This window comes from Streptomyces sp. NPDC107550 (assembly GCF_055639095.1).
The window spans coordinates 135,898-147,976 of record NZ_JBVKBC010000010.1; the positions used below are offsets into that span (position 1 = coordinate 135,898).

Annotated in this window: 11 protein-coding genes; 6 read left to right on the forward strand and 5 right to left on the reverse strand. The window is 71.1% G+C overall.

The genetic code is table 11. From position 1 onward, the window contains the following. Window positions 1–26 precede the first annotated feature (26 nt). The 3 genes from ACZ7LY_RS16500 to ACZ7LY_RS16510 all read right to left on the reverse strand — a co-directional run bounded on the left by ACZ7LY_RS16500 (window position 27) and on the right by ACZ7LY_RS16510 (window position 4,280). On the reverse strand, window positions 27–1,031 hold the full coding sequence (locus tag ACZ7LY_RS16500) for a LacI family DNA-binding transcriptional regulator (protein ID WP_471625279.1): 1,005 nt from the start codon (window positions 1,029–1,031) through the stop codon (window positions 27–29). Window positions 1,032–1,178: 147 nt separating this feature from the next. After that, window positions 1,179–2,561, reverse strand: a complete 1,383-nt coding sequence (locus tag ACZ7LY_RS16505) for an L-serine ammonia-lyase (protein WP_471625280.1) — start codon at window positions 2,559–2,561, stop codon at window positions 1,179–1,181. 72 nt (window positions 2,562–2,633) lie between these two features. Beyond that, window positions 2,634–4,280: an APC family permease gene (locus ACZ7LY_RS16510; protein WP_471625281.1), complete on the reverse strand. Its 1,647-nt coding sequence runs from the start codon at window positions 4,278–4,280 to the stop codon at window positions 2,634–2,636. Window positions 4,281–4,644: 364 nt separating this feature from the next. Here ACZ7LY_RS16510 and ACZ7LY_RS16515 point away from each other — a divergent pair, with 364 nt between their 5' ends. Next, entirely contained in the window at window positions 4,645–5,415 is a 771-nt protein-coding gene (locus ACZ7LY_RS16515) for an MBL fold metallo-hydrolase (protein WP_471625282.1), read from the forward strand. Window positions 5,416–5,447: 32 nt separating this feature from the next. On the opposite strand, the gene ACZ7LY_RS16520 is transcribed toward ACZ7LY_RS16515, so the two are convergent. Then, on the reverse strand, window positions 5,448–6,638 hold the full coding sequence (locus ACZ7LY_RS16520) for a Rossmann-fold NAD(P)-binding domain-containing protein (RefSeq protein WP_471625283.1): 1,191 nt from the start codon (window positions 6,636–6,638) through the stop codon (window positions 5,448–5,450). A 55-nt stretch (window positions 6,639–6,693) separates the two neighbouring features. Here ACZ7LY_RS16520 and ACZ7LY_RS16525 point away from each other — a divergent pair, with 55 nt between their 5' ends. The 5 genes from ACZ7LY_RS16525 to ACZ7LY_RS16545 all read left to right on the forward strand — a co-directional run bounded on the left by ACZ7LY_RS16525 (window position 6,694) and on the right by ACZ7LY_RS16545 (window position 11,509). Beyond that, the gene (locus tag ACZ7LY_RS16525; RefSeq protein ID WP_471625284.1) at window positions 6,694–7,458 is read left to right on the forward strand and encodes a TauD/TfdA family dioxygenase; all 765 of its coding nucleotides are present in this window, start codon (window positions 6,694–6,696) and stop codon (window positions 7,456–7,458) included. Between the two features lie 149 nt (window positions 7,459–7,607). After that, the gene (locus ACZ7LY_RS16530) at window positions 7,608–8,303 is read left to right on the forward strand and encodes an alpha/beta fold hydrolase (protein WP_471625285.1); all 696 of its coding nucleotides are present in this window, start codon (window positions 7,608–7,610) and stop codon (window positions 8,301–8,303) included. A gap of 202 nt (window positions 8,304–8,505) precedes the next feature. Then, the gene (locus ACZ7LY_RS16535; protein WP_471625286.1) at window positions 8,506–9,279 is read left to right on the forward strand and encodes a (5-formylfuran-3-yl)methyl phosphate synthase; all 774 of its coding nucleotides are present in this window, start codon (window positions 8,506–8,508) and stop codon (window positions 9,277–9,279) included. Between the two features lie 119 nt (window positions 9,280–9,398). Then, complete coding sequence (locus tag ACZ7LY_RS16540) at window positions 9,399–10,511, forward strand: NAD(P)-dependent alcohol dehydrogenase (protein WP_471625287.1); 1,113 nt, start codon at window positions 9,399–9,401, stop codon at window positions 10,509–10,511. 92 nt (window positions 10,512–10,603) lie between these two features. Then, the gene (locus ACZ7LY_RS16545) at window positions 10,604–11,509 is read left to right on the forward strand and encodes a class I SAM-dependent methyltransferase (RefSeq protein ID WP_471625288.1); all 906 of its coding nucleotides are present in this window, start codon (window positions 10,604–10,606) and stop codon (window positions 11,507–11,509) included. 12 nt (window positions 11,510–11,521) lie between these two features. Here the strand turns inward: ACZ7LY_RS16545 and ACZ7LY_RS16550 are convergent, their stop codons facing one another. Then, window positions 11,522–12,055, reverse strand: coding sequence for an EF-hand domain-containing protein (locus ACZ7LY_RS16550; RefSeq protein ID WP_471625289.1), 534 nt, complete (start codon window positions 12,053–12,055; stop codon window positions 11,522–11,524). Window positions 12,056–12,079: the final 24 nt, after the last annotated feature.

The following is a 12,079-nucleotide window of genomic DNA, read 5'->3' on the forward strand; positions in this document are numbered from 1 at the left end:
TGAACTGACCTGACCCGGCAGGGCAGTTACGTACTCTGCGCGCGCCCCGCCGATTCGACGATGTGCCCGCCCTCGAACCACACATGGGGGTCGGCGGGAGCCCCGGCCATCACATCGGACAGGAGACGGGCCGCGGTCGCTCCGTACTGGTACGGCTCCAGCTCGATGACCGGGCCGGTCGCAAGGGGCCGGTCGGACGCGAACGACGCGACCGTGACGTCCGCGCACCGCCCGGCTGCGGGGAGCCGCATCAGCGCGTGCTCGACCTGCGGGGCGAGGCCCTGGACGCCGCACACGATCGCGTCCACGCCCTGGCCGAGGGCGTCGAGCAGCGCGTGCCGGATCGCCTCGGGTTCCGGGCGCCCCTCGAACATGCGCGTCGATCCGCGGACTCCGGCCGCCGTGGCGTCGGTCCCGGTGAGCCAGGTCCCGTACGCCTCTACGGCGTCGGCGGCGAAGGAGGGCTTGCCGTCCAGCGACAGGGTCCACAGTTCGAACCGGCGGCGCCCCTGGTGCAGGAGGCGCGTCAGCAGCTCCCTCTGCAACGCGCCGTGCCGGGCCTCCAGCGTGACCGCCGCCGCGAGGCCCTGCGAGGACGTGTAGCGGCCGACGCTGACCACCGGCACGTCCGAGCGGACCAGGGCGGTGACGACCGGGTCGTCGGCGACGGGGTCCACGGCGACGACCCCGCCGAGTTGCAGCCCGCTGCGGAGCGAGTCCTCACCGACCATCAACACGGTGTCCATGCCCCACGCCAGCGCCTCGCCCGCCACACCGAACGCGAACCGCATGTAGAACTCCAGGTCGCGCGCCCTGAGCGGCCCGTGGAACCCGATGGCGTCCACACGGCGGGTACGCAACTGCCGGGCGATCCGGTTGGCGACGTACCCCAGTTCGTCGGCGGCGACCCGCACCCGCTCGCGTGTCTCCTCGGAGACGCGGCCTTTCCCGCTCAGCGCTTCCGAGACGGTGGTGCGGGACAGGCCGACCCGGCGGGCGACGTCGAGGAGCGTCACAGGGCGCGGGTTCATGCGCCCCACCCTAAGCCAGCCCGGCGCGGCCCCTCGTGGGTGCGGGCGAGCACCCCCCAGCGGATGCGCGCCAGCACCCCCACTGCACGTGCACCCCCGTCGTCGGCGAAACCGGCGAGGGGGGTGCACGCGCAGGGGGGTCCGAGATCAGCAGGCGGCGAGGCTCACGGCGAGGCCCCCGCGAGCGGTCTCCTTGTACTTGTCGCTCATCTCGGCGCCCGTGATCCGCATGGTCTCGATGACGTCGTCGAGGGAGACCTGATGACGCCCGTCGCCGCGCAGCGCCATGTGCGCGGCGGTGATCGCCTTGACGGCGGCCATGCCGTTGCGTTCGATGCAGGGGATCTGGACGAGACCGCCCACCGGGTCGCAGGTCAGACCGAGGTTGTGCTCCATGCCGATCTCGGCGGCGTTCTCGACCTGTTCAGGCGTGCCGCCGAGGACCTCGGTGAGCCCCGCGGCCGCCATCGCGCAGGCGGAGCCGACCTCGCCCTGGCAGCCGACCTCCGCGCCCGAGATGGACGCGTTCTGCTTGATCAACAGGCCGACGGCGCCCGCGGTGAGCAGGAATCGCGTGACGGTGTCGTCGCGTTCGGCGTCGGTCGTCCCGGCGCCGGCGAAGGTGAGGCAGTAGCGGAGCACCGCCGGGACGATCCCGGCCGCGCCGTTGGTGGGCGCGGTCACCACCCGGCCGCCGGCGGCGTTCTCTTCGTTGACGGCCATCGCGTACAGCGTGACCCAATCCATGGCGCGGCCCGCCGCCTCGCCCTCGGCGCGCAGCACGCGGGCAGCGGCGGCGGCCCTGCGGCGGACCTGGAGGCCGCCGGGCAGGATGCCCTCGCGGGAGAGGCCCCGCTGGATGCCCGCGTCCATGACCTCCCAGATCTCCAGGAGCCCGGCCTCGACGGTCTCCTCGTCGCGCCAGGCCCGTTCGTTGGCGAGCATGATGGCGGAGACGGGCAGACCGGTCGCGCGGGTGGCGGCGAGGAGTTCGGCGCCGGTGCTGAAGGGGTGGGCGACGGCCGTGTCCTCGACGTGCCCGGGGTCGGCGCACGCGGCCTCGTCGTCGACGATGAACCCGCCGCCGATCGAGTAGAAGGTCTTCTCCAGCAGGACGGCGCCGGAGACGTCATGTGCGTACAGGCGCATGGCGTTGGCGTGGAAGGGCAGCGAGCGGTCCTGGTGCAGGACGAGGTCGGCGGCCGGGTCGAAGGCGATCTCTTTGGAACCGGCCAGTTTCAGGCGCCGGGTGGTCTCGATGCGCAGGGCGTCCTCGTCGGCGGCGTCCACGTCGAGGGTGCGCGGGGTGTGGCCGCTGAGGCCGAGGAGGACCGCCTTGGGGGTGTGATGGCCGACCCCGGTGGCGCCGAGCGAGCCGAACAGCTCGACGCGCACGGAGTGCGTCGGCGCCAACAGGCCGTCGTACTTCAGCCGTTCGGCGAACACCGAGGCCGCGCGCATCGGGCCGACGGTGTGGGAACTGGAGGGGCCGACGCCGATCGAATACAGGTCGAAGACAGAGAGGGACATGGGGTGGATTCCTTGCGGTCGCGGGAGGCGGCGGAAGCGGACTGCTCGTCAGACGGTGAGACCGTCAGGCCCTCAGGCCGTGACGGGCTGCTGCCCGGGGGCGGCGGTCTCTTCCTGCGGCGCGGCGGCCGGCTCGGGGTCGGGCTCGGCGAGGCCGTCGTGGTGGGCCTTGATCCCGGCGTGCACGGCGATGAAGTAGTAGCCGAGCGCCATGACGGCCACCAGGGCGATGTCGAGGCCGCCGGGAATCACGCCGCTGCCGCCGAACTCGGCGGAGCCGAGGTACGACAGAAGCGAGACGGTGATGAGGAATCCGACCATCCACCAGGCCGGGGCGAACTGCCGCTTGAGGTCCTTCTCGCCGTTACGGGTGAGCACCAATGCGGCGATCGGCGCGGCGAGCAGGGTGAGGACGGTGACGATGCCGGTGTTGGGCCACTTCGACCAGTACAGCGCGCACGCGGCGAACACGAAGGTCAGCGGGGCGAGCACGCCGGCGGCCGGGAGCCGGAACGGACGCTTGAGGTCCGGCTTGGTGCGGCGGAAGACACCGACGGCGATCGGGCCGATGAGGTACGAGATGACCATGGCGGCCGAGATGATCGGCGCGAGCGACTCCCAGCTGTGCCCGACGGTCACCAGCAGCAGCACGGAGAAGCCCAGGTTGACCCACATCGCGGGACGCGCGGTGCCGTAGACCGGGTGGGTCTCCTTCAGCTTCTTCGGGAAGAAGCCGGTCTCGGCGAGGTTCTGCACCATGTACGCGGACGAGGCGACGTTGGCGATGTTGGAGCCCGCCGGGGAGATGAACGCGCCGAACTGGAGCATGGTGACGACCCAGTGGATCATCAGGACCTTCGCCAGGTCCGCGAACGGCGAGTTGAAGTTGATCCCGGCCCACCCGCCGGCCTCCTGAAGCTGCTCGGGCGGTACGGCGCCGAGGAACGCGGTCTGCAGCGCCAGATAGATGACCAGGCCGAGGGAGAGCGCGCCGACGAGCGCGAGCGGAATGGCGCGGCCCGGGTTCTTCGCCGCGCCGCCCAGGTTGACCACGGCCTGGAAGCCGTTGAACGCGAAGACCACACCGGACGTGGTGACGGCGGTCAGCACCGCGGACCAGCCGTTGGGGGCGAAGCCGCCGTGGGCCGAGAAGTTGGAGGTGTGGAAGCCCGAGGCCATCAGCGCTATCACCGCGAGCACCGGGATGGCGAACTTCACCAGGGTCAGCAACGTGTTGGCCCGCGCCAGAAGTTGCACCGACCAGTAGCACGCCAGCCACAGCAGCACGGTCAGCGCCAGCGCGACCAGCATGCCGAACCCGCTGAGCTGGTGCTTGGAGTCGACCAGATCCCCGGCCCAGCCGAAGCTCCACGACGACATGTACTGGGTGGCCGCGATGGACTCGATCGGGATGAGCGAGGCGACCGCGATCCACACCGCCCACCCGGTGACGAAGCCGAGCACCGGCCCGTGCGAGAGGCTGCCGTAGCGCGCCATGCCGCCCGGTATCGGATAGGCGGCGCCCACCTCGGCGTACGACATGGCGATCATGCCGATGAAGACGGCGCCGATGACCCACGCCACCAGCGCGGCCGGGCCCGCCACCTGTGCCGCCGATCCCGCTCCGAACAGCCAGCCCGAACCGAAGATCGACCCGATGCCGATCATGATCAGGGCGAAGAGACTGAGTCCCTTCTTGTTTGCCGCGCTCATATCCATGCGTACGCCTTCCGATCCGTCCCCTCGCCGTTGAGGGGGCCAAGTCACACGATTCCTACGACCCACCCCTCGGCCCTAGGGAAGAAGGGCCGTCATGATCAGGAAGAACGTCCTGTCTTGTCCGGGACTTGACGGCCAGTCAGCGGCGGCGGTGGTCCCTCGGGCGCCTTTACGCGCGACGATGCGAAGCCGCTTCAGTGCTGCGGCCAAAGGGAATTGACGGCAAGTCACGCGCGCGAGCACAGGGCAAGCCCGCTGACGACCAAGGGCCTGGCCTGTACAAGCAGTTGGCGGCGAAACTCACACTCCTCACGCCACGTAGAACCCGTAAATCCCCCTCGATCTTGTGTTCTAGGATCTCGGGATGAGCGACGAGCTTCTGCACCTCACCGTTCTCGGCAGCGCGACCCCCTACCCGAGCGCGGACAACCCGTGCTCCGGCTATCTCGTGTCGAGCGGATCCACCCACGTCTGGATGGACGCGGGAAGCGGAACGCTCGGCCCGCTCCAGCGTCACGTCCGGCTGGACGAACTCGACGCGATCTGGATCTCCCACCTGCACGCCGATCACAGCGCCGACCTGCTCACCGCGTACTACGGCGCCCTGTACGCGGACATCCGCCTCGCGGCGCCGATCCCCCTGTACGGCCCGCCCGGGACCGCCGACCGCCTCGCCGGGTTCCTCACCAACACGGCGACCCGCAGCCCCGTCGAATCCGCTTTCGCCGTGACGGAACTGCACGACGGGCACCAGGCGTCCGTCGGTTCGCTCCGCCTGACGAGCCGGGCGGTCGCGCACGAAGTTCCGGCGTTCGCCGTACGCATCGACGCGGCGGGCACGTCTCTGGTGTACTCCGGGGACACCGCTCCGTGCGCGAGCCTGACGGAACTGGCCGAGGGCTGCGACGTACTGCTGTGCGAGGCCGAGAGCGACCGGGCGCCCGCGGACTGCGTACAGGTGCACCACACCCCGGAGGACACCGGCGACACAGCCGGTTCAGCGGGGGCGGGCAGACTGATCGTCACGCACGTCGGCCGCTTCCTCACACCGGAGCAAGCAGTGAAACGCGCCGCAACCCGCTTCCCCGGCCCCATCGACTACGCCGCCCCGGGGACCGTCTTCGCCGTCGGCTGAGGAGCCCTCGTCGGAGTCCGCCTTGATGTCGGTCAGGCGCCGACCAGCGGTGCTCGGCCGGCGGGCTGTTCCTCCGCGCGAGTGATGAGATGCGGGTAGGCCGGGGAGCGGCCCTGGAAGGTGAGGATGTGCGGGCTCTGGATGACTCCGGCGCGCATCTCGACGGCCCGGCGGACCGTCTCGTCGGACTCCCACGACCGGGGGTCGGCGATGGTCGGCAGGTAGGGGAGGAGCGCCTGGCTGAGTTCCCACGTGGACGAGTCCCACAGCAGGGAGGGGCTGTGGTCGACGGCGTAGTAGTGCATGCCGTCGCCGATCGTGACGACCGGCCGGTCGAAGGTGGTGGGACGTGCCCAGGCGAAGCCCATGGCCGTGTCGCAGGACACGTCGACGAAGAGGGAGCCCGGAGCGAAGCGTGCGAGGTCGCCGTCCGTGAGATACACCTCGGGAGCGGTGACGTCCTGCAGGACGCAGTTGACGACGATGTCGTGCTCTGCGAGGAAGGCAGGCAACGGCGCCTCTCCCTCCGCGATCCGGACGGTGGACTCGTCCGGCGCCGAGCGGTGATGGAGCTGGGCCATTCGAGCGCCGCCGTCCGGAGGGGTGACGGCGGTGCTGGGTCTTCTGGTCACCACGCTCAGATCCCGGACCCCCTGGGCGCGCAGTGCCGCGGCGGCTCCCTTGCCGGTGGAGCCGAATCCGATGACCACGGCGCGCAAGGGTCTGCCCCAGCGGCCGGTGATGCCCACGCACTGCATGGCGTGCTGGACCGAGCAGTAACCGGCCATCTCGCTGACACGGTAGAAGGCGAAGCGGGCGAAGGCGTCGAGCGGTCCGTCGGCGGGCCAGTGCCGCATGGCCTCCATCGAGATCACCGTCAGCCGCTTGTCGATGGCCTGCTGGGTGGTGTCCGCGTTCTGCGCGAAGTGCGGGGCGCCCACGAGGATCTGGCCCTCGCGCATCCCGGCGACATCCTGCGGTGTCACCTTGAACAGCAGCAGGGCGTCGCAGTCGTCGATGAGGTCGGTGCGGGGCCTGACGCCGGCCACGTGAGGGCGGAGATCGTCGTCCGTCAGGCCGAACCACTTGCCGTAACCGGACTCGACGAACAGCCGGTCTCGGATGCCGTCGTCCAGCCCCGGCAGGTGCGCGGGATGGATCGGCACTCGCCGCTCGTGCTTCTTGCCCGTGTTCGCCACCAGGCCCAGCTTCAGCCCGCTCATGACGGCTCCGTCCTATACGCGCGGTATCAGCTTGGTCACACTAATGTAAATATGCATGAAGCACTCTTCACGGACAATTGCTGACGATATGGCCTCGGCCGGGTACGCACTCGTAGAAGGCCCCCTGGACGCGCAGGACGTCACCGCCGTACTGGCCGACCTCGGCGTCCTGGTCCCGCAGACCACCGGTGAGCTGACCTACGACATCCAGGCCCACGCCGGGTTCGAGCAGGTCCGGGACACCCGTAGCGCGCACACGCTGCGCCCGCACACCGAGGCGCCCGGCCAGGACCTGCCTCCGCGCTACCTGGCCCTGCACTGCCGCGTGCAGGCCGCGTGCGGCGGAGGTCAGACTCTGCTCGCCGACGCGCACCACTTCCTGACGACACTGGACCAGCGACTGCGCGACGTCGCCCACACGCGCCCGGTGTTCTGGCCCTCCTACGAGGAACGCCCGGACGCCGGCGGAGTCCGCAAGCCTGTGGTGGACGGCACGGCCGCCGGCACCGTCGTCCGCATGAGTTCCACCTTGCTGAGCACCGGAAGCTACTCGGAGACGCTCGACGCACCCGGCGGCGCGACCCCCTCGCCCCTGGGACCCGACGGCGCGGCCCTGGCCCGGCAGGCCGTGGACTTCGTGCAGGACCACGGCATCTCCGTCCTCATCCCCGAGAACGCTCTGCTCATCTGGGACAACCACCGCATGTTCCACGCCCGTACCGGCTTCTCGGACACCCGGCGACGCCTCACCCGCTACTGGATCGCCGACCACTCGGGCACCGGTCCCTGGAACTCCCGCGCGCAGGCCGCGTGGGGCTGACTGCCCCGAGTGAACGACGACGCCCAGGCGTGGGACGCAGGCCACGCGGTACGGTTTCTCCACGGCCTGACGGCAGTTGGCGTCGGCTCGCGAACGGTCGGCGCGCCCGCGGACCGGCCACCAGCCCGTACGGGAGGGGCACCGGATTCATGAGCGGCCCAACTGTCCCCAGAGCGCGGGAGATCACGCGCCCCGACGTGACCCTCAAGGGGACGGAGGTCGGAGCCGGCCCGACCTTCCTGCTCCTGCACGCCGGGGGCGAACGCCGCCAGGTGTGGGAACCGGTGAGCGAGGTGCTCGTCGACGCCGGGTACCGGTGTGTGGCCTTCGACCAGCGTGGCCACGGCGAGAGCGAGGGCGGTGCCCGGACCCTGTCCGCGTACGCCGAGGACGTGGCCGCGATGGTGCGCTCCGAGCCGCCGTCCTGCGTGATCGTCGGCGCCTCGCTGGGCGGCCTCGGCGCCGTCGCCGCCCTCACGGATCCGGCCGTACGAGCCAGAGTGGCGGGTCTTGTACTGGTGGACGTCGTGCCCTGCCTCGACCCCGCCCGGGTCCGCGGCTTCCTGGCCTCGGCGACCCGGCTCGGCGCCCACGCCGAACTGGTCGAGAACATACTCGCCGAGGCCCCGCGGCTGACACAGGCCGCAGCGGAACTCGATCTGCCGCTCCTGCTCGTCCACGGCGACAACGGCTCGTCGCTCACCGACACGGACCTCGACCAGGTGCGGCACCTGGCCCCGCAGACGACGATCCGCCCCATCCACGACGCCGGCCACCTCATCGCCCGCGACCAGCCGACGGCCTTGGCGCGGACCCTCATGGAGGCCACTGCCACTTGGCGGTGAGCACCCCACCGCGCCTGACGGCGGGCTGGGTGGTTTACGCCGGTTCGCACGGCGCACTGTGCGTGTGCATGAGCACCCATGGGCACGGTGTGCGCCCTCCCGGACCCTCAGGGCGCCGGGAAGGATGAGCGCACCCCACCAAGAGCCAGGTGATCCGCGGGCCCCTGTCCTGCGGCCGGCGGGCTGGGCGAAGGAGGTCAGGGTGTTGCTTCTCATCTCCCCGGACAGCGTCGAAGAGGCTCTGGAGTGCGTGAAGGCGGCGGAACACATCGACATCGTGGACGTCAAGAAACCCGATGAGGGCTCCCTCGGCGCGAACTTCCCCTGGGTCATCCGCCAGATCCGTGACGCGGTCCCGGCGGACAAGCCGGTGTCGGCGACCGTGGGCGACGTCCCGTACAAGCCCGGCACGGTGGCCCAGGCCGCGCTCGGCGCCGTCGTCTCGGGAGCCACGTACATCAAGGTCGGCCTCTACGGGTGCACGACGCCCGATCAAGGCATCGAGGTCATGCGCGCGGTCGTCCGAGCGGTGAAGGACCATCGCCCCGAAGCGCTCGTCGTCGCCTCCGGATACGCCGACGCCCACCGCGTCGGCTGCGTCAACCCGCTCGCCCTGCCCGACATCGCCGCCCGCTCCGGCGCCGACGCCGCCATGCTGGACACCGCGATCAAGGACGGGACACGGCTGTTCGACCACGTTCCGCCGGACGTCTGCGCCGAGTTCGTACGGCAGACCCACGCATCCGGACGGCTCGCCGCCCTCGCGGGCAGCGTCAGACAGGCCGATCTCGGAACCCTGGCCCGCATCGGCACGGACATCGTGGGCGTGCGCGGCGCGGTCTGCGAGGGCGGTGACCGCGATGCCGGGAGGATCCAGCCGCATCTCGTGGCCGCCTTCCGCACGGAGATGGACCGGCAGGCCCAGAAGCACGCGGGCGGCGCCCCTCGGGCGACCGAGCAGCATGCCGACCTCTGATCCCGCGCCCGGTCCTCGCGGCCGACGCGCCTACGCCCCTGCCGTACTGACGCCGAGGACGACGCAAGCGCCGAGGCCCGCGCCCTGCGACGGCCACGCGTTCACCCCGTACAGGAGGCATGGCGTTGAGGTTCCAGGCGGCGGTACTGCGCGCGTACGAGGACCCGTTCAGCGTCGAGGAGGTGATCCTGCGTACAGAGCCCGCCGCCGGAGAGATCCTGGTCGAGATCGCGGGCTGCGGGATGTGCCGCACCGATCTCGCGGTCCGGCGATCGGCGGGCCGCAGCCCGCTGCCGGCGGTGCTCGGCCACGAGGGGGCCGGGGTCGTGGTGGGGGCGGGCGGTGGCCCGGACACCGTGATCGGCGTCGGCGACCACGTCGTACTGAGCTTCGACTCCTGCGGGCACTGCCGGTCCTGCCGCGGCGCCGCCCCCGCGTACTGTGACTCCTTCGCCTCCCTCAACCTCTTCGGAGGACGCGAGGAACGCGTGCCGCGGCTCACCGACACGACCGGGGGAGCGCTGGCGCCCCGCTGGTTCGGACAGTCGTCGTTCGCCGCGTACGCGCTCGTCCCGGCCGCCAACGCCGTCCGCGTCGACCCCGCGCTCCCCGTCGAACTGCTCGGCCCGCTCGGCTGCGGCTTCCTCACCGGCGCCGGGGCCGTCCTGAACACCTTCGGTGTCGGCCCCGGTGACACGCTCGCGGTCTTCGGCGCGGGAGCGGTGGGCCTTGCGGCCGTGATGGCGGCCACCGCCGCAGGTGCCCTGACGGTGGCCGTCGACCACAACCCCAGCCGGCTCGCCCTGGCCGAGCGGTTCGGCGCGCTCCCGCTGCTCGCGACGGAGCCCGGACTGCCCGAACGGATCCAGCGCCGCACCGAGGGCGGCGTGCTGTACGCCCTGGACACCACGGCCTCGCCCCCGCTCATCAACGACGCGCTGCGGGCGCTGCGCCCCACCGGCTGCCTCGGCCTGGTGGCACGCCTCCACACCCCGCTGCCGCTCGAACCGGGCACGCTGGACCGGGGCCGAGGCATCCGCCACATCTGCGAAGGGGACGCCGTACCCGGGCTGCTGATCCCCCGCTTGATCGGGCTGTGGCAAGCCGGACGTTTCCCCTTCGACGAGTTGATCCGCACCTACCCGCTGGCCGACATCAACGAAGCCGAACGCGACTGCGAGGCGGGCCGCGTCGTCAAACCCGTCCTGGTGCCGGAGCACGGAAACCGTTGACCGAAGCGGAGAACGAGACGGACAGAGCCGCAGACCCACCGCGTCACACCACCGGACACCCCGCAGTCGCCACTCCCACCGACGGAGGAGATATGGCCGGCACGTTGCCGCAGCACACAGACGTGGACGGAGTGGGTGAAGGCGTGGGCCTGACCGCCCTCCTGGTCGCCGCCGCCCGCGCGATCGAGACCCACCGCCACGACAGCCTGGCCCAGGACCTCTACGCGGAACACTTCGTGCGCGCCGCCCCGCCGTGTGCGGGCTGGCCCCTGCGCATCGACGAGGTCCCGGACGGGGACGACAACGCCCTGTGGGGGCGGTTCGCCCGCTACTTCGGCCTGCGCACCAGAGTCCTCGACGACTTCCTCCTCAGCTCAGTCCGTGCCGGAGCGCGCCAAGTCGTCCTCCTGGGCGCCGGCTTGGACACCCGCGCCTTCCGGCTCGACTGGCCCACCGACTGCGTCGTCTTCGAGACCGACCGGCCGGGCGTGCTGGCGTTCAAGGACCGGGTGCTCAGGGACCTGCCGGCCACCCCCCGGGTCAAGCGTGTCCCCGTGCCGGTCGACCTGCGCGCCAACTGGTCCGTCGCGCTGACCACCGCCGGCTTCGATCCGGCCGTACCGAGCGTCTGGCTGGCCGAGGGACTCCTCTTCTACCTGCCGGGTGCCGCCGAAACCCACCTCATCGCCACGGCGGACCGGCTGGCCGCCGCCGGCAGCGCCCTGGCGTTCGAGGCCAAACTGGAGAAGGACCTCTGGGCGTACCGGGACAGTCGCATCTACACGGCGACGAGGGAACAGATCGGCATCGACCTGCTCCGTCTCTTCGCCGAGGGGCCGCGCCCCGACTCCGCGGGCGATCTGGCCGCCAAGGGCTGGGCCACGTCGACGCACACGCCGTTCGAGTTCGCTCGGCGGCACGGACGTGGCCCCCTCCCCGAGCCCGACGACGCGCTGGAGGGCAACCGCTGGGTGTTCGCACACAAGCCCTCGACCTGACGCCCGCCCGTGTCAGACAGCGGGGGCGGCCACGAGCCGGTCGCCGGGGATCCCGGCCATGTCCGGCGCGTAGTAGTCCACGATGCCGTCGGCCCACGTCCGTACGGTGATGCGGTCCTCGGCGTCCGGACCGAACGCGTCGAAGAGGGCGTGGATGTTCCTCTCCTCGAAGCCGATCGCCTTCATCAGCGATACGAAGAGGGAGCGTTCGATCAAGCCGTCCCCGTCGGGGTCACCGAGAGCGGACAGCGCGTGGGCGAACTCGGCGATCGTGGGACCGAACCGCTCGGGGTCGAGCACGAACGGACGGAACTCGTCCACGGTGATCACACCGTCGCCGTCAGCGTCCAGTTCGGTGGCGAGCGTCGTCCAGTAACGGCGGAACGCGGCCCGGATGGCGGCCTTCGCGGCGTCGTCCGACGCGGTCGCCTCCTTCACCACGCGGTCCGTCATCAGGTCGAAGTCGTCGGAGTCGATGACACCGTTGCCGTTGGCGTCGAAGAGGGAGAAGACCAACTCGACCCGCTGGGCGGCTTCGTCACGCATTTCCATCACCTGTCTCGTACGACC

Excerpts from the sequence above, each read along its gene's own strand:
- ACZ7LY_RS16500 (WP_471625279.1), bottom strand. The coding sequence starts at position 1,031 with ATGAACCCGCGCCCTGTGACGCTCCTCGACGTCGCCCGCCGGGTCGGC.
- ACZ7LY_RS16505 (WP_471625280.1), bottom strand. The coding sequence starts at position 2,561 with ATGTCCCTCTCTGTCTTCGACCTGTATTCGATCGGCGTCGGCCCCTCC.
- ACZ7LY_RS16510 (WP_471625281.1), bottom strand. The coding sequence starts at position 4,280 with ATGGATATGAGCGCGGCAAACAAGAAGGGACTCAGTCTCTTCGCCCTG.
- ACZ7LY_RS16515 (WP_471625282.1), top strand. The coding sequence starts at position 4,645 with ATGAGCGACGAGCTTCTGCACCTCACCGTTCTCGGCAGCGCGACCCCC.
- ACZ7LY_RS16520 (WP_471625283.1), bottom strand. The coding sequence starts at position 6,638 with ATGAGCGGGCTGAAGCTGGGCCTGGTGGCGAACACGGGCAAGAAGCAC.
- ACZ7LY_RS16525 (WP_471625284.1), top strand. The coding sequence starts at position 6,694 with ATGAAGCACTCTTCACGGACAATTGCTGACGATATGGCCTCGGCCGGG.
- ACZ7LY_RS16530 (WP_471625285.1), top strand. The coding sequence starts at position 7,608 with ATGAGCGGCCCAACTGTCCCCAGAGCGCGGGAGATCACGCGCCCCGAC.
- ACZ7LY_RS16540 (WP_471625287.1), top strand. The coding sequence starts at position 9,399 with ATGGCGTTGAGGTTCCAGGCGGCGGTACTGCGCGCGTACGAGGACCCG.
- ACZ7LY_RS16545 (WP_471625288.1), top strand. The coding sequence starts at position 10,604 with ATGGCCGGCACGTTGCCGCAGCACACAGACGTGGACGGAGTGGGTGAA.
- ACZ7LY_RS16550 (WP_471625289.1), bottom strand. The coding sequence starts at position 12,055 with ATGCGTGACGAAGCCGCCCAGCGGGTCGAGTTGGTCTTCTCCCTCTTC.